This window comes from Methylobacterium mesophilicum (assembly GCF_036441335.1).
GTDB lineage: Bacteria > Pseudomonadota > Alphaproteobacteria > Rhizobiales > Beijerinckiaceae > Methylobacterium > Methylobacterium mesophilicum_B.
This window is the reverse complement of sequence record NZ_MLBW01000015.1, coordinates 115,284-134,487: the sequence shown is the minus strand read 5'-3', so window position 1 is coordinate 134,487 and position 19,204 is coordinate 115,284. Positions and strand designations below refer to the sequence as shown.

Genomic DNA, 19,204 nt, shown 5'->3' with positions numbered 1-19,204 from the left:
GATGCATCCGATTCCGGGGATCGGCTTCGGGCCGCGGCTGATGGTCTCCGAGCCGACGCTGCGCGCCACCGGCCTCGTCCAGCCCGGCAGCCTCAACCGCTGGAGCTACCGCCTGATCCTGCCGCCCGGCACGCCGGACGCCGACCTCGACGCCGCGCAGGCCCGGATCCGCGCCGCGACCCCGGAGGCCGGCTGGGAGATCCGCTCGCGGACCAACGCCGACCCGCGCTTCGCCAAGAGCATCGAGCGCTTCACGCAGTTCCTGACCCTGGTGGGGCTCACCGCGCTGATCGTCGGCGGCGTCGGGGTCGGCAACGCCGTCCACGCCTTCGTCGAGCGCAAGCGCCCCTCGATCGCGACCCTCAAGAGCGTCGGCGCGCCGGGCTCGCAGGTGGTCGCCCTGTACCTGACGCAGGTGATGCTGATCGCCGGCCTCGGCACCCTCATCGGTCTCGCGGTCGGCGCGAGCCTGCCCTTCCTCCTCGATGCCCTGTTCTCCGCCGACCTGCCGCTGCCGCTGAACCCGACGCTCGCCCCGGGCGAGCTGGCGCTCGCCGCCGCCTACGGGCTGATCACCGCCTTCGCCTTCGCGATCACGCCGCTCGGCCGCGCCCACGACGTGCCGGTCTCGGGTCTGTTCCGCGACACGGTCGACCCGGCCCGCGTCCGCCCGCGCTGGCGCTACCGGATCTGGCTCGCCGTCAGCCTCGCGGCCCTGGTCGGCCTGTCGGTGGCCACGGCCTTCGACCGGCGCGTGGCGCTGATCTTCATCGCCGCCGCGGCCATCGCGTTCGGCCTGCTGCATCTGGTGGCGCTCGGCCTGATGGCGCTCGCCCGCCGGCTTCCGCACCCGAGCCGGCCCGCGCCCCGGATGGCGCTCGCCAACCTGCACCGCCCGGGCGCGCTGACGCCCGCCATCGTCCTGTCGCTGGGGCTCGGCGTGACGCTCCTCGTGACGCTCAGCCTGATCGACGCCAATGTCCGCCGCACGATCAGCGCGACCCTGCCGGCCCGGGCGCCCAATCTCTTCTTCCTGGACATCCCCTCCCGGGACGCCGCCCAGTTCCGGGACTTCCTGGCCCGATCCGCACCGAACGGCAAGGTCGAGGACGTGCCGATGATGCGCGGCCGGATCGTCGCCCTGAACGGCGTGCCGGCGAGCAAGATCCGCCCCCCGGAGGACGCCGCCTGGGTGCTCGACGGCGACCGGGGCATCACCTACGCCGACACGGTGCCGGACGGCTCCAGCCTCACCGAGGGCGCGTGGTGGAGCGCCGAGCAGGGCGCCAAGCCGCTGGTCTCCTTCGAGGCCGACCTCGCCCGCCAACTCGGCTTGAAGCTCGGCGACACCGTGACGGTGAACGTCCTCGGCCGCGACCTCACCGCGACGATCTTCAACCTGCGCCGGGTGGAGTGGCGCAACCTCGGCATCAACTTCGTGATGGTGTTCTCGCCGGGCACCTTCCGGGGCGCCCCGCATTCCGACCTCGCCACCCTGACGCTGCCCGGCGGCACCGACGCGGCCGCCGAGAACCGCATCCTGCGCGACGTCGCCAAGACCTTCCCCTCGGTGAGCGCCGTCCGGGTGAAGGACGCGCTGGACGCGATCGGCGACCTCGTCGGCCGGCTGGTCCTGGCGATCCGCGGGGCGAGCGCCGTGGCGGTTCTGGCGAGCCTCTTCGTGCTGGCGGGCGCCATCGCGGCCGGGCACCGGGCGCGGCTCTACGACGCCGTCGTGCTCAAGGTGCTGGGGGCGAGCCGGGCACGGCTGCTCGCCGCCTACGCCCTCGAATACGCCGCGCTCGGCCTCGCCACGGCCGTGTTCGGCCTCCTGGCCGGGACGCTCGCCGGCTGGGTGATCGTCGCCAAGGTCATGCACCTCGACTTCCGCCTCGACCTGTCGGGGGCGCTGGTCGCGGCCGTGGCCGCGGTGGCGCTGGCGATCCTCCTCGGGCTCGCAGGCACTTGGCGGATCCTGGGACAGAAGCCAGCGCCGTACCTTCGTCAGATCTGAGTCGCGCCGGCGCGGGATCGTCGGGCCGCAGGGCCCGGATCGCGACCCGGGCCGGGGAGAGCGTCGATCGCGCGGTGACCGAGCCCCGGGCCGCGGCGCTGGCACGTTCCGGGGGAGGGGGCCCGGATGGCCACAGGCCTCGGGAACGGCTTCGCCGCACCGGGCGGAAGACGCGCGATCGGGCGATCGAGACCGCCGCGATCGGCGAACGCCGTGTCGTCCCCGACCTCGGGACGCCGGCTGCCGGCCGGCGTCCCGAGGTCNGCGGGGAACGCCGCGGCCGGCCCGATCGGCGGCATCGTCGGCGGCGCGGTCGGCGCGGCCACCGGCACGGTGGGCGGCATCCTCGGCGTCGACATGGCCCCGCGCTTCCGCAGCTACGTCCGCGAGCGCAACGTCCGCTCGTACGACTACGACGGCCGCGTCGCGGTCGGCACCACCCTGCCGGCCTCGGGCGTGACCTACTACGACGTGCCGAGCGAGTACCGCGTGCAGCCGGGTTACCGCTACACCGTGGTGAACGACCGCCCGGTGCTGGTCGACCGCGGTCACCGCATCGTCGAGGTCATCGACTGAGCGACGGACTCGATGCCGGGGCCGGCCGCGTGCCGGCCCCTGTGCCCCCGGAGACCGCTCCGGGGGCCACCCCCTTAGCCGCGGCCGCCGGCGCAACGCTTCATCCGTCCGGCCGTTGAGAGACGGTTCGACCCGTGAGGCGATCATGACCGACGATTCCGCCGATCCGAAATCCACGCTGCCCGAGCCGGTGCGCGACCATCTCGGCCAACAGCTGCGCAGCGTCCTGCCGGTCGGGCCCGACAAGCCGCGCTTCCTCGGCGACGATCCGGTGCCGGACGCGTTCGAGCCCCAGATCCGCCGGCTCGAGACCCGCCTGAAGACCCACGAGGAGGGCACCGGCGCCGTCGGTCAGGCCCTCGACCAGATCCTCGACGCCTTCGGGGTGAAGCCGCGGGACGACGACACGCGCGCCGGCTGAACCGTCAGACGCGCGGCCTCGTCGCCAGGAGGTCGCGGATCTCGGTGAGCAGCTTCACGTCGGCCGGCACCTCGTCGGGCTTCTTGGCCTCCGCGTGCTGGAGACGGTTCATCGCCCGGATGACGAGGAACAGCACGAAGGCGACGATGACGAAGTTCAGCGTCAGGGTCAGGAACTGGCCGTAGCCGATGACCGCGCCCTGCTTCTTCGCGTCCACGTAGGGCAGGCCGGCCTGCACCTTCGACGAGAGCGGGATGTAGTAGTTCGAGAAATCGAGCCCGCCGGTGATCGCGCCGATCACCGGCATGAAGATGTCCTGGACCGCCGAGTTGACGATGGCCCCGAAGGCCGCGCCGATGATCACGCCGACCGCGAGGTCGACGACGTTCCCGCGCAGCGCGAATTTCTTGAATTCCTCGAGCATCGCCGAATCCCCCTCGCAGAACGCCGCCAAGGTAGGGGAGAAATCCGCGATGGCCAGCGCCTAGTCGGGCTTCACGGCCGCGGATCGTATATCCGCGGCGCCTTCGGACGGGGCGTCCAGCCCGGCCGCGGACCGCTCCCCGGGCGGGGCGGCGAGCTCGGCCTTGAGCCGGCGGCGGTACTGGGCGGCGACCACCGGGATGGTCAGCAGGTAGCCGCCGCTCACGGCCACCAGCGCCTCGAACGGGTAGCTGATCAGGATGCCGAAGGCCGCGACGCCGAACAGGAAGATCGGCAGGACGAGGCTGCGCGGCACCCGCTTGCCCATGGTCTTGCCCGAGTAGGTCGGGACCGTGGAGACCACCATCAGGGCGATGCACAGCACGTAGATCAGGACCGCCGGTGCCGCCCAGGTCTCGATGCCGAAGCCCAGGAAATGCAGGTAGAGCGGGAGCATCGCGGTGAGCGCCCCCGCGGGGGCCGGCATGCCGACGAAGAAGTCCTTCTTCCATTCCGGCCGGTTCGGGTCGTCCAGCATCGCGTTGAAGCGGGCGAGGCGCAGCGCCATGGCGATGGCGAAGATCAGCGCCACGATCCAGCCCACCGACTTCAGGTGGAACAGCACGAATCCGTAGAGGATCAGGGCCGGGGCGCAGCCGAAATTCACGAAGTCGGCGAGCGAGTCGAGCTCGGCGCCGAAGCGCGACGTGCCCTTGAGCAGCCGCGCCACCCGCCCGTCGATGCCGTCGAGCACGCCGGCCACCACCACGGCGATGACGGCGGGCTCGAACTTGCCCTCGAAGGCGAGCCGGATCGCCGTCAGCCCGAGGCAGAGCGCCATCAGGGTGATCATGTTGGGGGCGATCATCCGGAACGGCACCGGCTTGAACCGGCGCGGCCGCGGCTCGTTCGGGTCGGGCGCGAAGGGCGGGAAGAGATCGTCCATGGCCGCCTCAGATCCGCTTGAACAGCCGCTCCGGGCCGCCGCCGAGATCGGCCAGCACCGTCTCGCCGGCCACCGCCTTCTGGCCGAGGCCGACCAGAACGGTCGCGCCGGCCGGCAGGTAGACGTCCACCCGCGAGCCGAAGCGGATCAGGCCGAACCGCTCGCCGACGCCGAGCACGTCGCCCGCCGCGACGAAGCCGACGATGCGCCGGGCCACGAGACCGGCGATCTGCACCACGCCGACCCGCTTCGGCTGGCCCGCATGGGTCGTCTCGATGACCATGCCGTTGCGCTCGTTGTCGTCGCTGGCCTTGTCGAGCTCGGCGTTGAGGAACAGGCCCGGCGTGTAGTGGATCTGGCCGATCCGGCCGGCCACCGGCACGCGGTTCACGTGGCAGTCGAACACGTTCATGAACACCGAGACCCGCAGGGTCGGCACCTGCGGCAGGTCGAGCTCGGGCGGCGGCAGCACGGTGGCGATGAGGTTCACGCGGCCGTCGGCGGGCGAGATCACGAGCCCGTCGGCCACCGGGGTGACGCGCTCCGGATCGCGGAAGAAGTAGCAGACCCACAGGGTCAGGATCAGGAAGATCCAGCCGAAGAACTGGGAGAAGTAGCCCGCCAGCACCGTCAGCACGATGCCGATCAGGATGAAGGGATAGCCCTCCTTGTGGATCGGCACGAGCGTCCGGCGGATCGTCTCGATCAGGTCGGTCATGGGTTCTATGGACTCGAGGAGGTCGCGGGCGGGGACCACGGGCGGTCGGGCGTTCGGACCGGCGGATGGCAGTCCGCCGGGCCGCCGTCAACTTTGCCAGGGGTCGCGGCTCGCCGCGGGCCGCCGCGTCCGCCCGCGCCGGGTGCGGCTCCGGCGTCGATTCGCGCGCGCCCCCGCTTCNCCGGGCCGCCGGCAACTTTGCCAGGGGTCGCGGCTCGCCGCGGGCCGCCGCGTCCGCCCGCGCCGGGTGCGGCTCCGGCGTCGATTCGCGCGCGCCCCCGCTTCATCGACCGGCGCGCCGTGCCGCGGCTGCTTCGCCCCCGCTCCCGCACGGGAGAGGGCAGCCGCGTCCGGTCAGTCCGCCCGCCGCAGCCGGCTCGCGAAGAAGCCGTCGAGGCCGCCGCGGGCGCCCTCCAGCTCCGTCAGGTGGCACGGCAGCGTGCGCAGGTCGCCCCGCTCGTCGATCAGCGCCGCGGCGCCGCCGACCTCCTCGGACCGGACCGGCACCCGCGCGTAGCGGGGATCGCGGGCCAGGAAGGCCGCCACCTGCGCCTCGCCCTCCTCCGGCTCCAGCGAGCAGGTGCAGTAGACGAGCAGGCCGCCCGGCCGCACCAGCCCGGCCGCGTGGTCGAGGAGCTTGGCCTGGAGCGCGGCGAGCCGCCCGATATCGGCCTCGGCCTTCGTCCAGGCCACGTCCGGATGGCGGCGGATCGTCCCGGTGGCCGAGCACGGCGCGTCGAGCAGCACGGCGTCGTGGTCCTGCGGCTCCAGGGCGAGGGCGTCGGCGACCACGACGTCGACGGCGAAGCCGAGGCGCGCGACGTTCTCGCGCAGGCGCTCCAGCCGCGGCGCGGACCGGTCGACGGCGGTGACCCGGGCACCGGCAGCGGCGAGCTGCAGGGTCTTGCCGCCGGGCGCCGCGCAGAGGTCGAGGACGCGGGTGCCGTCCCGCGGCGCCAGGAGGCGGGCCGGCAGCGCCGCGGCGGCGTCCTGGACCCACCACGCCCCCTCCTGGAAGCCCGGCAGCTCGGGGATGGCCGGGCCGTTCTCCGGCAGGCGCAGGGAGCCGGTCGGCAGGGTCACGGCGCCGAGCCGCGCGGCCCAGTGATCACGACGATGCCGAGCACGATCACGGCGACGCGGGACACGGCGGCGTCGAAGGTGCCCTGCGGATCGTCGATCTGGCCGAGCGCGACGATCGCCACTGTGTAGCCGGACAGCATCGCGCCGTAGGCCCGCGTGTCCTGCAGGAACTGGGCGACGAAGACGCACAGGCCGAGCCAGGCGGTGAAGCTGAGGAGCAGCAGCACCCGGTCCTGGCCGATCAGGGCCGAGACCGCCTGCATCGCCGCGCGGCGCGCGCCCAGTCCCGCGATGTCCGGACCGGTCCCGCCCGGTGCCGCTGCGTTCCGCGTGTTGCGGCCTGTGTCCCGCGATGCCACTTCTGCTCCAGATCCGACGTTTCCGGACCCACGCCCTCACACCCGAGCGAGCGCGATGCAAGAGCCGACCGCACAAGACCTCCACCGACAAGAGCCGCACCGACAAGAGCCGCACCGACAGGACCCGCCCGCGGCGACCGGAGACGGCGCCGCGCCGCCCCGCGCCCTCAGCCCGGCGGCCCAGCGCGCGCTCGCCGAGGCCGCCGAGCGCCGTGCCGCGATCGACGCCCGAGCCGCCGAGATCGGCGCCAGGCCCGAGCGCCAGGGGCGCGGCGGCCTGGAGCCGGTCCGCTACGACGACTGGGAGGTCAAGGGCCTCGCGGTCGACTTCTGACGAACCCGTCGCGGGGCGCCTACTCGGCCGGGACCGCCAGCGGCGTGCCGGCCTCGGCCCGGGCCTCCGCGACGCCCGCCCCGAACCGCCGGTACCAGAGCCCGGTCAGGATCGGCACGAGGATCGAGGTGACGATGATGCAGATCGTCACCAGCACGGTGGCGGTCTGGGCCGACGGGGCGAATTGCGGGGCGACGGCGGCGATCGCCAGCGGGTTGGCGGCGGCGGCCCCGGCCGTCGAGGAGGCCGCCAGCCCCGCCGTGCCGGTCCCGCCCCCGATCGCCCGGTCGGCCAGGATCAGCGGGATTCCGGTGAGGACGATCACCGCCAGCGCCAGCACGATGCCGAGCCCCGCGAGCGGCGAGAGCAGGTTGTTGAGGTCGACCGTGTTCCCCAGCGCGAAGGCGAAGAACGGGATCATCAGCTGGCCGCCCGGGGCGAACAGGGCCCGGAGCTTCGGGTCGAGGTTGCCGAGGGCGAAGCCGACCAAAAAGGGCAGCACCGCGCCCACGAAGATCTGCGGCTCGAAATGCGCCGCCCCGGAGGCCCCGAGGATGATCATGCTCATCAGCGGGCCGGACTCGATCGAGGTCAGGATGAAGGCGCCGGCCTCCTCGCGGCTGCCGTAGGTCTGCATCAGCGAGGCGTAGAGGCCGCCATTGGTCATATCCATGGCGCAGACGATCGCCAGGATCGACAGGCCGGCGAAGAAGCCGGTCTGGATCCCCTCGGGCGGGATGAACAGCGAGGCCACCAGCACGATCGCCCAGGCGGCCACGAGCTTGGTCGCGACCAGCGTGCCGGACTTGCGCAGCACGGTGCCGGTCGCCCTCAGGCTGACCGAGGCGCCCATGCAGAAGAACCAGACCGCCAGGATCGGGATCACCCCGGTCATGATCCCCTGCGTGAAGCCCTTGAAATAGGCCGGGGCGCCCGGCGCGAAGGTCTTGCACAGGGCGCCGAGCAGGAGCGGCATCAGCATCAGGCCGCCGGGAATCCTGTCGATCGCCGCCTTGATCTGCATGGCGCGTCCCTCCCGATCGGGGTCGTTCGCCGACGCGCCGGACCCGGGCGGGGTCGCGGGCGCCGCACCGGGCCGCGCCTCTGTCGGGCGCCTCTCGGACCGGTGCGTCATCCTGTCCGGGCGCGGCGCGGGCCGTCAAGCGGCCCGCCCGCGCGGGCCTTGCCGAACGTGTCGCGCTGTCGGGCGCGGAACGTCGGGCGCCGGGCCCCGTTGGGCAGGTTCACCCGAGGGAGGCGAAGATGGCGAAGACGGTATCGGCCCGGAGCGCGAGCGCGGGCCCGCACGGCGAGATCACCCTCGCCCGCGGCGAGCGTCTCGGCATGCGGATGTGGCGGGCCGAGGAGCCCAACGCCGACAAGCCGATGACCACCTCGGCGCACGAGACGGTCGGCTACGTCGTCAGCGGGCGGGCCGAGCTCGTGCTGGAGGGCGAGACCGTGGCGCTCGCGCCGGGCGATTCCTACTGCGTGCCGGCCGGCGCCGCGCACACCTACCGGATCCTGGAGACCTTCACGGCCGTCGAGGCGACGGCCCCGCCGGCCGCGTGAGGCCGCCCTGCCTCAGTGGGTCATGTAGACCTGCGTGCCGACATCGACCCGCGCGTAGAGGTCGACCACGTCCTGGTTGTACATCCGGATGCAGCCATAGGACGCGTAGGTGCCCACCGAGCTCGGCCGGTTGGTGCCGTGGATCGCGTACTCGCCGCCCGCGAGCGTCATCGCCGCCGCCCCCATGGGATTGTGCGGCGAGCCGCCCGCGATGAGGTTCGGCAGGCGCGGGTTGTCGCGCTTCACCTCCGCGGGGGGCGACCAGGCGGGCGCGACGTACTTGCCGTCGATCGGCTTGATGCCAAACCATTGCTTGCCCGGACGGCCCACCGCCACGGGATAGCGGATCGCCGTGCCGTCCCCGTTCACCAGGTAGAGCTTGCGCTGCGACACGCTGATCACCACCGAGCCCGGCGCGACCCCGTTCGCGAAGGGCACGATCTCGCGCGCCTGCGCCGTCTGGAAACAACCGGCCAGCATCGCGCCGGCCAAACCGAATAGAGCCGCCACCCGACCCGACATCACCGCGATCCTCGCAAAGCTAGACTAGACGCGGGCAAGTAATCCCCGGCCGAGCTTACCGTTCCGAGAAAAGCTATGGTTGACGCGGTGTCATTCTGCGGATCCGCGGGGCACGGTAAAAGAGCAACCACGATCCAGGGCGTCCGGACCGCTGCCGCGGGATCGGACCGCCGCTCGGACCGCCGCTCGGACCGCCGCTCGGACCGCCGTTCGGACCGCCGTTCGGACCGCCCGGGAGCGCGTCGCAGCGCGCGTCTCCGCGCCTCTCAGCGCTCGTAGAGCGCGCTCCCGCGCCGGTCCTCCGCCTGCCACCCGTGGCGCTCCAGCTCCGGGTCGAGATGCTCCTCCACCGGGTACCCGACGCAGAGATAGGCCACGAGCCGCCACGTCGCCGGCACGGCCAGGATCGCCGTGACCGCGTCCGGCTCCAGGATCGAGACCCAGCCGACGCCGAGGCCGCGGGCCCGGGCGGCGAGCCAGAAGCACTGCACCGCCCCCACCACCGAGTAGGCCAGGGTCTCCGGCATGCTGGCCCGGCCGAGGCCGAGGCCGGACTCGGTGGCCGCGTCGCAGAAGGCGGCCAGGTGCACCGGCGCCTCCCGCAGGCCGGCGAGCTTCAGCCCGCGATACTGCGCGGCCCGGTCCGCCGCGTAGCCCTCGGCCGCGGCGTCGTTGCAGCCGGCGAAGTTCTCCGCGACCGCGCGGCGCCGGCCCGGCTCCGCGACGCGCACGAAGCCCCAGGGCCGGCTGTTGCCGACCGAGGTCGCNGGATCCGCGACGCGCACGAAGCGCCAGGGCCGGCTGTTGCCGACCGAGGGCGCCCGGTGGGCCGCGGCGAGGCAGGCGCGCAGGGCGGCCTCGTCGACCGGATCCGTCCGGAAGCGGCGCACGTCGCGGCGCCACGCGAACAGCGCGTCGAGGTCGTGCAGGAAGGCGGCGTCGAAGGCGGGCGGGCCCATGGTGCGGCTGGCATAGCCGCGAACCCGGCCCGACGGGAAACAGAAAAAAGGCCGCCCGAGGGGCGGCCTGAAGTCTTGGGTCTCGAAACCTCGGAGTGCCGGATCCCGGGATCCCGTGCGGCGACCGATGGCTGGGGAGCTGGGTGTCGGTCGCCGACCGGGCAGAACCCGGCGAGGTTCGATGCCTGTTGTCGCGGGGCAACGCGGCCTGCAAAAGGCGTGAATCGGGCCAAACCGTGTCTTTTGTCGCTTGGGCGTGTCTCGCGGGACACGGCGGTCGCCGCCCCGGCCGCGACCCTTGCGGGGGGCGGCGGCGAGGCCCATCATCCGGCAAAGCATCGATGCGCGGGAGCCGTGATGACCGAGAGGACGAGCGCCGGGTCGAGACCCGACGAGGCGGCGGGCCATGTCATCCCCTTCCCCAGCCGCGCGGCCCCTCCGCAGATCGCCTTCAACCGGGACGAGCTCCGCACGATCTTCAACCTCTACGGCCGGCAGGTCGCCGCGGGCGAGTGGCGCGACTACGCCCTCGATTTCCGCCGCGACAAGGCGGTGTTCTCGATCTACCGGCGCTCCTCCGAGATGCCGCTCTACCGGATCGAGAAGGACCCCAAGCTCGCCCGCCGCCAGGGGGCCTACGCGGTCGTCGCCGCGAGCGGCCAGATCCTGAAGCGCGGCACCGAGCTCGCCCGGGTCATCGCCGTGCTGGAGCCGGCGCCCAAGGCGGTGTGACCGCGCCCTCAGGCGGCCCCGGGCGCCGCTGCGCGGGCCNCCTGCGGAGGCTCCGGCGCCGCGCACTTGGCGGCGACGACGCCGGGCAGGCGGGCGATCCGACCGATCAGCGCCGGCGTGAAGCTGAAATGCGTGGTCGCGGGGTTGTCGTACAGGACGAGGGGCAGGCCGCCCGCCTCCGCCACGGCGGCGAAATGCGCCTCGACCTCGGCCTCGGTGAGCGGCGTGTAGGAGACCGGGGCGAGGAGCCCGGCATCCGCGCCGGTCGCCCGGGCGTCCTGCGCGAGGCGGACGGCCTCGTCGGTGCGCAGGGCGCCGATCCCGACGAGGAGCGGCACCCGCCCGCCCAGGGCCTCGGCGGCGATCGCCACCGCCCGGCGCCGCTCCTCCCGGGTGAGATACGCGTAGGTCCCGGTGCTGCCGAGCAGGCCGATCGAGTCGACCCCGGCGGCCGCCAGCGGCGCCAGCAGCCGGCGCAGCGCGTCGGCATCGACGCGGCCGTCGGCGTCGCTCGGGGTGATCGGGAAGGCGGAGAGACCGGAGAGCGCGGGCATGGCCCGAGCCTAGCGCATCCCCGCGCGGCGGCCAGACAAAAAGAGACCCCGGCGGTCGCCCGCCGGGGTCTCCTCGTCTCGCCGTTCGGGCTGGCTCAGCGGCGGTCGCCGATCAGGCTCAGCAGGAACTGGAACATGTTGATGAAGTCGAGATAGAGCGTCAGGGCGCCGTTCACCGACATCTTGGCCGCCATCTCACCGTCGAAGCCGCCGTAGAGATACATCTCCTTGAGCTTCTGGGTGTCGTAGGCGGTCAGCCCCGCGAAGATCAGCACGCCCAGCACCGAGATGGCGAACTGGAGGGCCGACGAGGCGAAGAAGATGTTCACCAGCGACGCGAGGATGATGCCGATCAGGCCCATCATCAGGAACGAGCCCATGCCGGAGAGGCTGCGCCGGGTGGTGTAGCCCCAGAGGCTGAGCGAGCCGAAGGCCGCCGCCGTGATGAAGAACACCTGCACCACGCTGCCCCCGGTGAACACCAGGAGGAGCGAGGACATCGAGGCGCCCATCACCGCCGCGAAGGCCCAGAACATCGTCCGCGCGGAGGAGGCCGACATCCGGTCCATCCGCATGGAGAAGACGAAGATGAACGCCAGCGGGGCGAGCATCAGGACCCACTTCAGCGGGCTGAGGTAGAGCGTCTGACCGAACGGGGTCAGGATCGGGCGGGTGCCCTGGTAGGCCGCCACGGAGGCCATGTTCAGGCCGAGCGCGACGAGTCCCGAGATGCCGAGCCCGACGACCATGTTGTTGTAGACGCCGAGCATGAAGGTGCGCAGGCCCTGGTCGACCTCGACCTGGGTGCCGGCGTAGCCGGTCGGCTGCTGGGCGCCGTACCGGAAGGGGCTGTTCTCGAATGCCATGGGAGTTTCCTTGCGGAGGCTCTCTCAGCGTGGTGTTCGGGCGAGGCCCACGCAGGACCTCTGGCGCCAGGCTGGCGCCTCGGTCAGGAATATGTTGCGCCCGCCGCCGAGACACAAGTCCCCGGCCACGGTTCCGGAGCCGCTTTTCCGTGTCCGGCGGATGTATTTTTGTCCATCTGGGCCGGGATTAAAATGAATTCCGCCCCGTCGTCGGGTTGTTCGACTGACGGTTGCCGCCATCCAGGCGTTTCGATGCGCCTGCGCGAAGTCTTAACGGCTTCCTTATGCCACGCGCGCCCGCGCGCGCCCCGATTTTTCCGGAGGGGACCACCGCGGCGGTGAGTTCGAGCCTGCGCGACCTCTCCGCGGCCCGCGAGATCCGGTCTCCGGCGCGCGGGATCCGGGCCGTCCGGAGCGGTGGCTCAGTGCGTCATGCGGCGGGCGAGGGCGCGGCCGAGACCCAGCAACATCAGCTCCGCGGCGGCCCGCACCTCCGCGGGCATGTCGTCGGTGAGCGTCTTCTTGAGCGCGACGGCGAGTTCGGCCGCCCGCTCCAGCGGGTCGCCGTCCGCCGCGGGCTTGCCGACCACGTAGCGGTCGCCGCCGTCGCGGATCTCGGTGATGTCCATCAGGATCCCGTGGGAGCGCTCCGGCTGGCCGTCCTCGTTCCGATGGGTCCGCCCGCGACTCAGGAGCCAGCGCACGGAGCCGTCCGCCTTGAACACGCGGTACTCGGCCAGGACCAGCCCGCTCGACCGGACGGCCCGGAGCATGTGGTCCATCAGCCACGTCATGTCCTCGGGATGCACCGCGGCCAGGGCCATCGGCCCGTTGATCGGACGGTCGGCGAGGTCGGGATCGCCGGTCAGCAGCCGGGCCGCGCCCGCGTCGTAGACGACCACGCCGCGGACATGGTCCCACTCCCACGCCCCCACAACGCACGAGGCTTCGAGAGCCGCGCGGAGACGGTCGGTATTCTCCCCGTAGCCATCGATGACGTTGATGCGCATGCTGGGTGGTCCCCCCGACCGCTCGAAGTCTGAATGTCTAGCTCCGTACCAATCTTCAAGCGCGATGACAAAGAGTTCACTTGCGAATACCCGTTCACCGGGGCACCCCTTGTCAGGGTTGGGAAATTATCCTCTGTCGCGAGTGGTTCGAGGGACCGACATGGATGAGAACGGGCTCGAATTCCTGCGCATGATTGCCGACCGGGAGGTGGAATCCTCGGCCGCGCGCGCGCTCAACAGGATTGCGCAGTCCCTCGATTTGCCGATCGAGGCGTTCTACGGTCCCGATAGCCGCGGATTTGGCGACCGGCGGATGAGCGAGCGGGAGACGGAGCGGCTGCTGGCGCTGGTCGGGATTCACCTGCGCCGACTCGATTCGGACGCGCGGAGGCGCTTCGGTGAGGCCGTGCTCGCGATGGTCGGCCCCGAATCGGCGCAGGCGCGCGCGCGGAGCGCGGAGCGCGCCGACCGCGACGATCCGTGAGCGCGTGTACCGTCGCCCGGAGGCGCCTCTCCTTCGGACCGGCGGCGCCGATGCCCGGCCCGGGCCCGCTCGAGCGGCTGCCGGTCGCCGCNGCGGATCTCCCAGCCGGCCTCCGGGGTCGCGGCGCGGATCCGGGCCTGCGCGGCGTCGAGGTCGGCGTCCGGCGTGCCGGGCGGCAGGATCAGGCGGTAGCTCCAGCGGTTGAGGCTGCCGGGCTGGACGAGGCCGGTGGCGCGCAGCGTCGGCTCGGAGACCATCAGCCGCGGCCCGAAGCCGATGCCGCCCGCGATCTTGTCGGGCTCCGACACGATGGTGCCGCGGATCGCGATCGGGTGCCCGGCCAGGGTGAGACGATCGCCGACCTTGACGTCGAGGCGGGTGAGCAGGGCCGGGTCGGCGAGCGCCCCCGGCACCCCGTCGCGCGCCGCCAGCAGGTCGGCGAGGCGGCCCGGCGGGTCGGTGGCGAGGTCGCCCGCGGCCGGGTAGGTGGCGGGATCGACGGCCTTCAGCTCGACCAGGGCCGCGTCGCCGCTGCCCGCCACCGCCATGGCGCGCAGGGAGGCGACCACGTCGAGTCGGCCTTCCCGCGCCAGCGCCTGCCGCTCCGCGTCGGTCGCCTCGCGGTTGATGAGGTTGTAGGCGAGGTCGCCCCCGAGGATCCGGCGGCCTTCCCGGCCGAGCCCGTCCGAGAGCGAGCGCGAGATCGACGCCACGCCCGCGATGGCCATGACCCCCAGCGCGATGCAGGCGAGGAACACCGCGAAGCCGTCGAGCCCCGCCCGCAACTCGCGGAGCGCGAGGCGCAGGGTCAACGGGATCCGACGGGGCGCGGGGCCGGGGCGGGTGATCGTGCCGTGCATCAGGCGCTCACCGCCTCCTCGATCCGCCCCGAGCGCAGGCGCACGGTGCGGTCGCACAGGCGGGCGAGGCCGTTGTCGTGGGTGACGAGCACCAGCGTCGCGCCGCGGTCGCGCTTCAGCCGGAACAGCAGGTCGACGATCTGGCGGCCGGTGGCCTCGTCGAGGTTGCCGGTGGGCTCGTCGGCGACCAGGATCGCCGGGTCGGGCGCCACGGCCCGGGCGATGGCGACGCGCTGCTGCTCGCCGCCCGAGAGCTGCGCCGGGTAATGGTGCAGCCGGTGCCCGAGGCCGACCGCCTCCAGCTCGGCGCGGGCCCGTTCCAGGGCGCCGGGCCGGTCGGCAAGTTCGAGCGGCAGCGCCACGTTCTCCAGAGCCGTCATGGTCGGCACGAGGTGGAAGGCCTGGAACACGATGCCGATCCGCCGGCCCCGGAACCGGGCGAGCGCGTCCTCGTCGAGGCGGACGAGGTCGGTGTCCTCGATCACGACGCCGCCGGAATCGGGACGCTCCAGCCCGGCCATGACCATCAGCAGCGTCGACTTGCCGGAGCCCGACGGGCCGACGAGGCCCACCGCCTCGCCCCGGTCGACGGTGAGCGAGATCCCGCGCAGGACGTGGACCCGGGCGGCGCCGCGCCCGAGGCTGAGGTCGATGTTCGACAGCGCGATCGCGGGCGCGCGCGACACCTTGCCTTGGCTCACGGGGCGGCCGATCTGTGGGCGATGACGAGCATGGCGCGCGAGGTCCTCACGTGGGGTCGATCCTGGCTGTACCGGCCGCGGGTGCACCGCGATATGGGTTCCGCATTGGGGCCGCGCCATGACGGGCGCGGCGTGTTCCGGCGCACGGCCCTGTATGCCGCAGCGCTAGCGCTCCTGGTGGTCCCTTTCATGACAGCGTCGCGGGCGGCCCCGGGCGGGCCGGTCAAGCTCGTGGCCCTCGGCGACAGCCTGACCGCCGGCTACCGCCTCCCCGCCGACGCCGCTTTCCCCACCGTGCTGGAACGCCTGCTCAAGGCCAGGGGCGCGGACGTGACGGTCGCCAATGCCGGCGTCTCCGGCGACACCGCCACGGGCGGGCTCGACCGCGTCGACTGGTCGGTCCCGGACGGGACCGCCGGCGTGATCCTCGAGCTCGGCGCCAACGACATGCTGCGCGGCACCGACCCGAAGGTCACCGAGGGCGCGCTCTCGGCGATCATCGAGCGGCTGAAGGCGCGGGGCATCCCGGTCCTGCTCGCCGGCATGGAGGCCGCGCCCAATCTCGGGCCCGACTACAAGGCCCGGTTCGACGCGATCTACCCGGCGCTGGCTAAGCGCTACGGCCTGACCCTCTACCCGTTCTTCCTCGACGGGATCATCGGCGACCGGGCGCAGCACCTCGACGACATGATCCACCCGAACCGGCAGGGCGTGGAGACCATCGCGGCGCGCATGCTGCCGACGGTGGAGACTTTCCTGGGAGGCCTCCGGCAGGGGGCGTCGCGGTAGTGCCGCGCCTGTTCACCGGGCTCGCCGTGCCGCCGGCGGTCGCCGAGGCGTTGAAGGCGTTCCAGGGCGGGCTGCCCGGCGCCCGCTGGATCGAGCCCGGCGACTTCCACGTGACTCTGCGCTTCCTCGGCGACGTCGCGGCGGCGACGGCCGACGACGTCGTGGAGGCGCTCGCCGAGATGCGGGCGCGCCCGGCCCTGACGGTGACGCTCGACGGCCTCGGGGTCTTCGGCGGCGACAGGCCCCGGGCGCTCTACGCCTCGGTGGTGGCCGATCCGGCGCTGATGGATCTGCAGGCCGAGCAGGAGCGGCTGGTTCGCCGGGCCGGGGTGGAGCCGGAGCGTCGGAAGTTCACGCCGCACGTCACGCTGGCCCGGCTTCGGCGCGACGGGACCCCGGAGGCGGCCGCGATGTATCTCTCGCAGGCGCCGGTCTTCGCGCCGCTGACCTACACTGCGGACCGGGTGACGCTGTTCTCGGCGCGGGACTCGACCGGGGGCGGGCCGTACGTGGCGGAGGCGGAGTTCCCGTTCGCGTGAGGCGCCCGGGCTCGGTCGTTCACGTCCTCGCGAAGGCAGCGAAGCGACCAGGGTCGGCGACATGCCTCCGAACGTCGCGCTGCCCTGGGTCACTTCGCCTCGCCCGTGATGACGCGGGTCCGGTCTTCGGGCGAGCGGTCACGCGATCGTCTCGCAGCGCTCTACAGCCGCCGCAATGCCACGCTCTCGATCCGGTGGCTCGCCCCCTTGGTCAGGATCAGGCTCGCCCGCTGGCGCGTCGGCAGGATGTTCTCGCGCAGGTTCGGCAGGTTGATCGTGGTCCAGAGCCGGTCGGCGATGTCGAGCGCCTCGCTCTCGGCGATCTCGGCGTATTTCCGGAAGTACGAGCGCGGATCGCGGAACGCCGTCTGGCGCAGCTTCATGAAGCGCGTGACGTACCAGCGGTGCAGGTCGTCCTCGTGGCCGTCGAGATAGATCGAGAAGTCGAAGAAGTCGGACACGAACGGGATCGCGGTCCCGTCCCGGGGCAGGCGCGCCGGCTGGAGCACGTTCAGGCCCTCGACGATCAGGATGTCGGGGCTCTCCACCACCCGCTCCTCCCCGGGCACCCGGTCGTAGACGAGGTGCGAGTAGAGCGGCGCGGTCACGCGCTTGTGTCCGGCCTTCACGTCGTGGAGGAAGCGCAGCAGCGCGGCGGTGTCGTAGCTCTCCGGGAATCCCTTCCGCTCCATCAGGCCGTTGGCGGCGAGTTCGGCGTTCGGCAGCAGGAAGCCGTCGGTCGTGACGAGGTCGACCTTCGGGGTGTTGGGCCAGCGCGCCAGCAGGGCGGTCAGGATGCGGGCGGTGGTCGACTTGCCCACCGCCACCGATCCGGCCAGCCCGATGATGTACGGCGCCTTGGTCTCGCGCTCGGCCATCAGGAAGCGCTGCGTCGCCTTGAACAGGCCCTGCGTCGCCGCGACGTAGAGGGCGAGCAGCCGGGACAGGGGCAGGTAGATCGCCACCACCTCCTCGACCGAGATCGGGTCGTTGATCGATTGCAGCCGCTCGAGATCCTCCTGGTTGAGGGTGAGCGGCGTGTCGGCGCGTAGCTGGGCCCATTCCTCGCGGCTGAAGCGGCGATAGGGCGAGAGCCCGGCCGACGCGTCGAGGATCGCCTCGACCGAGCCCGGCAGCGCGGCCGCGTTCACGCGTGGCGCCTCGCGGCCTTCTCGGCGATGCCGCTCTGGGCGGTGCGGCGCTCCAGCTCCGCCATCACGGCCTCGAGTTCGACGCCGCCGGCGCGGAGCAGCACGACGAGGTGGTAGAGCACGTCGGCGGCCTCGTTCCGCAGGCCGGTCTTGTCGCCCTGGACGGCCGCGATCGCCGCCTCCACCGCCTCCTCGCCGAGCTTCTTGGCCGCCTTGGCGGGACCCTCGGACAGGAGCTTGGCGGTGTAGGAGGTCGCGGGATCGGTCCCGGCGCGGCTCGCCACGAGGGCGGCGAGGTCGGCGAGCGTGTAGGCGGTCATGAAGCGATCTGCATGTTACGACGGCCCCTTATACAGAACAGGGCCGGATTTCGGCAGGAAACTGCGCTACGGCCGCCCCGCGGGCAAGCCGGGCGGGTGAAGGCCGCCCGGCTTTGTCCGGGTCTCACCCGTTCGGCAGGTGCCGCGCCAGCGCCTCGAGCACGGCCATGCGCACGGCCACGCCCATCTCGACCTGCTCGCGGATCAGCGACTGCGCGCCGTCGGCGATCTCGGAGGAGATCTCGACGCCCCGGTTCATCGGGCCCGGATGCATCACCAGGGCGTCGGGCTTGGCGAGCGCCAGCTTCTCGCCGTCGAGGCCGAAATAGCGGAAATACTCCTTCACGGAGGGGACGAACGAGCCGTTCATGCGCTCGCGCTGGAGGCGCAGCATCATCACGATGTCGCAGCCGACGAGGCCCTTGCGCATGTCCGTGAAGGTCTCGACACCGAAGCGCTCGATGCCGGCGGGCAGCAGCGTCGAGGGCGCGATCAGGCGGACCCGCGCGCCCATCGCCTGCAGCAGGATGATGTTGGAGCGCGCCACCCGCGAGTGCAGGACGTCGCCGCAGATCGCCACCTGCAGGCCCTCGATCCGGCCCTTGTTGCGGCGGATCGTGAGCGCGTCGAGCAGCGCCTGGGTCGGGTGCTCGTGGGCGCCGTCGCCGGCATTGACCACCGCGCAGTCGACCTTGCGGGCGAGGAGGTGGACGGCGCCGGCCGATTCGTGGCGGACCACGATGATGTCGGGCCGCATGGCGTTGAGCGTCGCGGCGGTGTCGATCAGGGTCTCGCCCTTCTTCACCGAGGACGAGGCCACCGACATGTTCATCACGTCGGCGCCGAGCCGCTTGCCGGCGAGCTCGAAGGACGACTGCGTCCGCGTCGAGGGCTCGAAGAACAGGTTGATCTGCGTGCGGCCCCGCAGGGTCGTGCGCTTCTTCTCCACCTGCCGCGAGATGTCGACGGCGGATTCGGCGGCGTCGAGCAGAACCTCGATGTCGGGCCGGGTCAGGCCCTCGATGCCGAGGAGGTGCCGGTGCGGGAAGGCCGGGGGCGCGGACGTCGTCATGATGAGGCCCGGGTGTAGGTGCGGCGGGCCCGGGGGGCAAGGCTGTTCGGCGTTCATCCCGGTCCAGTCATGATCGTCGCTCCGTCAGGGGCTGCGGCCTTTTTCCCGGCGGATGGTAACCGAGGGGCCCTGCCCCACGTATTCGGCCGAACGGTCGGAAAGCGGACGCTTCCCGGCCCCGCGCCGCACGCCCGGGATC

At 72.4% G+C, this 19,204-nt stretch carries 21 protein-coding genes and 4 pseudogenes; 9 read left to right on the top strand and 16 right to left on the bottom strand.

Annotated features, from left to right (window positions below; translation table 11 throughout):
• Position 1 precedes the first annotated feature (1 nt).
• The 3 genes from MMR14E_RS10230 to MMR14E_RS10220 all read left to right on the top strand — a co-directional run bounded on the left by MMR14E_RS10230 (position 2) and on the right by MMR14E_RS10220 (position 3,011).
• Positions 2-2,014, top strand: a complete 2,013-nt coding sequence (locus MMR14E_RS10230) for an ABC transporter permease (protein WP_331314006.1) — start codon at positions 2-4, stop codon at positions 2,012-2,014.
• A gap of 213 nt (positions 2,015-2,227) precedes the next feature.
• Positions 2,228-2,590, top strand: coding sequence for a DUF1236 domain-containing protein (locus tag MMR14E_RS10225; protein WP_331314005.1), 363 nt, complete (start codon positions 2,228-2,230; stop codon positions 2,588-2,590).
• Between the two features lie 145 nt (positions 2,591-2,735).
• A complete protein-coding gene (locus tag MMR14E_RS10220) occupies positions 2,736-3,011 on the top strand; it encodes a hypothetical protein (RefSeq protein WP_331314003.1) in 276 nt (91 codons plus the stop codon).
• A gap of 4 nt (positions 3,012-3,015) precedes the next feature.
• On the opposite strand, the gene mscL is transcribed toward MMR14E_RS10220, so the two are convergent.
• The 5 genes and pseudogenes from mscL to MMR14E_RS10195 form a co-directional block, all read right to left on the bottom strand.
• Positions 3,016-3,435 (bottom strand): large conductance mechanosensitive channel protein MscL, encoded by a 420-nt coding sequence (mscL, locus tag MMR14E_RS10215; RefSeq protein WP_331314002.1) that lies wholly within the window; start codon positions 3,433-3,435, stop codon positions 3,016-3,018.
• A gap of 60 nt (positions 3,436-3,495) precedes the next feature.
• Entirely contained in the window at positions 3,496-4,380 is an 885-nt protein-coding gene (locus tag MMR14E_RS10210) for a phosphatidylcholine/phosphatidylserine synthase (protein WP_331314001.1), read from the bottom strand.
• A 7-nt stretch (positions 4,381-4,387) separates the two neighbouring features.
• Positions 4,388-5,098 (bottom strand): phosphatidylserine decarboxylase, encoded by a 711-nt coding sequence (locus MMR14E_RS10205; RefSeq protein WP_331313999.1) that lies wholly within the window; start codon positions 5,096-5,098, stop codon positions 4,388-4,390.
• Between the two features lie 354 nt (positions 5,099-5,452).
• Positions 5,453-6,202, bottom strand: a pseudogene (locus MMR14E_RS10200) (RsmB/NOP family class I SAM-dependent RNA methyltransferase); the annotation flags it as partial.
• Positions 6,202-6,429 (bottom strand): annotated as a pseudogene (locus tag MMR14E_RS10195) (FUSC family protein); the annotation flags it as partial. The pseudogenes MMR14E_RS10195 and MMR14E_RS10200, both read right to left, overlap by 1 nt.
• 166 nt (positions 6,430-6,595) lie before the next feature.
• On the opposite strand from MMR14E_RS10195, the gene MMR14E_RS10190 reads away from it, so the two are divergent.
• Positions 6,596-6,874: a DUF1674 domain-containing protein gene (locus MMR14E_RS10190; RefSeq protein WP_331313997.1), complete on the top strand. Its 279-nt coding sequence runs from the start codon at positions 6,596-6,598 to the stop codon at positions 6,872-6,874.
• A gap of 19 nt (positions 6,875-6,893) precedes the next feature.
• On the opposite strand, the gene MMR14E_RS10185 is transcribed toward MMR14E_RS10190, so the two are convergent.
• On the bottom strand, positions 6,894-7,898 hold the full coding sequence (locus tag MMR14E_RS10185) for a 2-keto-3-deoxygluconate permease (protein WP_331313996.1): 1,005 nt from the start codon (positions 7,896-7,898) through the stop codon (positions 6,894-6,896).
• A 239-nt stretch (positions 7,899-8,137) separates the two neighbouring features.
• Between MMR14E_RS10185 and MMR14E_RS10180 the strand changes: the two genes are divergently transcribed.
• Entirely contained in the window at positions 8,138-8,446 is a 309-nt protein-coding gene (locus MMR14E_RS10180) for a cupin domain-containing protein (protein WP_331313994.1), read from the top strand.
• Between the two features lie 12 nt (positions 8,447-8,458).
• Here the strand turns inward: MMR14E_RS10180 and MMR14E_RS10175 are convergent, their stop codons facing one another.
• Both MMR14E_RS10175 and bluB read right to left on the bottom strand, forming a co-directional pair.
• On the bottom strand, positions 8,459-8,968 hold the full coding sequence (locus MMR14E_RS10175) for a L,D-transpeptidase (RefSeq protein WP_419539327.1): 510 nt from the start codon (positions 8,966-8,968) through the stop codon (positions 8,459-8,461).
• A gap of 266 nt (positions 8,969-9,234) precedes the next feature.
• Entirely contained in the window at positions 9,235-9,927 is a 693-nt protein-coding gene (gene bluB / locus MMR14E_RS10170; protein ID WP_331313992.1) for a 5,6-dimethylbenzimidazole synthase, read from the bottom strand.
• 357 nt (positions 9,928-10,284) lie between these two features.
• On the opposite strand from bluB, the gene MMR14E_RS10165 reads away from it, so the two are divergent.
• Positions 10,285-10,659: a DUF2794 domain-containing protein gene (locus tag MMR14E_RS10165; protein WP_331313990.1), complete on the top strand. Its 375-nt coding sequence runs from the start codon at positions 10,285-10,287 to the stop codon at positions 10,657-10,659.
• A 47-nt stretch (positions 10,660-10,706) separates the two neighbouring features.
• On the opposite strand, the pseudogene MMR14E_RS10160 reads toward MMR14E_RS10165, so the two are convergent.
• From MMR14E_RS10160 to MMR14E_RS10150, 3 genes and pseudogenes are all read right to left on the bottom strand, one after another.
• Positions 10,707-11,213: pseudogene (locus MMR14E_RS10160) on the bottom strand (dihydrodipicolinate synthase family protein); the annotation flags it as partial.
• 95 nt (positions 11,214-11,308) lie between these two features.
• Positions 11,309-12,079 (bottom strand): Bax inhibitor-1/YccA family protein, encoded by a 771-nt coding sequence (locus MMR14E_RS10155; protein WP_091786357.1) that lies wholly within the window; start codon positions 12,077-12,079, stop codon positions 11,309-11,311.
• Between the two features lie 422 nt (positions 12,080-12,501).
• Positions 12,502-13,089: a PAS domain-containing protein gene (locus tag MMR14E_RS10150; RefSeq protein WP_331313989.1), complete on the bottom strand. Its 588-nt coding sequence runs from the start codon at positions 13,087-13,089 to the stop codon at positions 12,502-12,504.
• A 160-nt stretch (positions 13,090-13,249) separates the two neighbouring features.
• On the opposite strand from MMR14E_RS10150, the gene MMR14E_RS10145 reads away from it, so the two are divergent.
• Entirely contained in the window at positions 13,250-13,573 is a 324-nt protein-coding gene (locus tag MMR14E_RS10145) for a hypothetical protein (protein WP_331313987.1), read from the top strand.
• 92 nt (positions 13,574-13,665) lie between these two features.
• On the opposite strand, the pseudogene MMR14E_RS10140 reads toward MMR14E_RS10145, so the two are convergent.
• Positions 13,666-14,433, bottom strand: a pseudogene (locus tag MMR14E_RS10140) (ABC transporter permease); the annotation flags it as partial.
• Complete coding sequence (locus MMR14E_RS10135) at positions 14,433-15,134, bottom strand: ABC transporter ATP-binding protein (RefSeq protein WP_331313986.1); 702 nt, start codon at positions 15,132-15,134, stop codon at positions 14,433-14,435. The pseudogene MMR14E_RS10140 and the gene MMR14E_RS10135, both read right to left, overlap by 1 nt.
• 189 nt (positions 15,135-15,323) lie before the next feature.
• Here MMR14E_RS10135 and MMR14E_RS10130 point away from each other — a divergent pair, with 189 nt between their 5' ends.
• Together MMR14E_RS10130 and thpR are read left to right on the top strand one after the other, a co-directional pair.
• Positions 15,324-15,923, top strand: coding sequence for an arylesterase (locus MMR14E_RS10130; protein WP_331313984.1), 600 nt, complete (start codon positions 15,324-15,326; stop codon positions 15,921-15,923).
• A complete protein-coding gene (gene thpR / locus MMR14E_RS10125; RefSeq protein ID WP_331313983.1) occupies positions 15,923-16,462 on the top strand; it encodes an RNA 2',3'-cyclic phosphodiesterase in 540 nt (179 codons plus the stop codon). The genes MMR14E_RS10130 and thpR overlap by 1 nt, the downstream gene beginning before the upstream one ends.
• A gap of 161 nt (positions 16,463-16,623) precedes the next feature.
• On the opposite strand, the gene coaA is transcribed toward thpR, so the two are convergent.
• The 3 genes from coaA to MMR14E_RS10110 all read right to left on the bottom strand — a co-directional run bounded on the left by coaA (position 16,624) and on the right by MMR14E_RS10110 (position 19,005).
• On the bottom strand, positions 16,624-17,613 hold the full coding sequence (gene coaA / locus MMR14E_RS10120) for a type I pantothenate kinase (protein WP_331313982.1): 990 nt from the start codon (positions 17,611-17,613) through the stop codon (positions 16,624-16,626).
• Positions 17,610-17,933 (bottom strand): phosphoribosyl-ATP diphosphatase, encoded by a 324-nt coding sequence (locus MMR14E_RS10115; protein ID WP_043356782.1) that lies wholly within the window; start codon positions 17,931-17,933, stop codon positions 17,610-17,612. The genes coaA and MMR14E_RS10115 overlap by 4 nt, the downstream gene beginning before the upstream one ends.
• A 124-nt stretch (positions 17,934-18,057) precedes the next feature.
• Entirely contained in the window at positions 18,058-19,005 is a 948-nt protein-coding gene (locus tag MMR14E_RS10110) for an aspartate carbamoyltransferase catalytic subunit (protein ID WP_331313980.1), read from the bottom strand.
• Between the last annotated feature and the right edge of the window lie 199 nt (positions 19,006-19,204).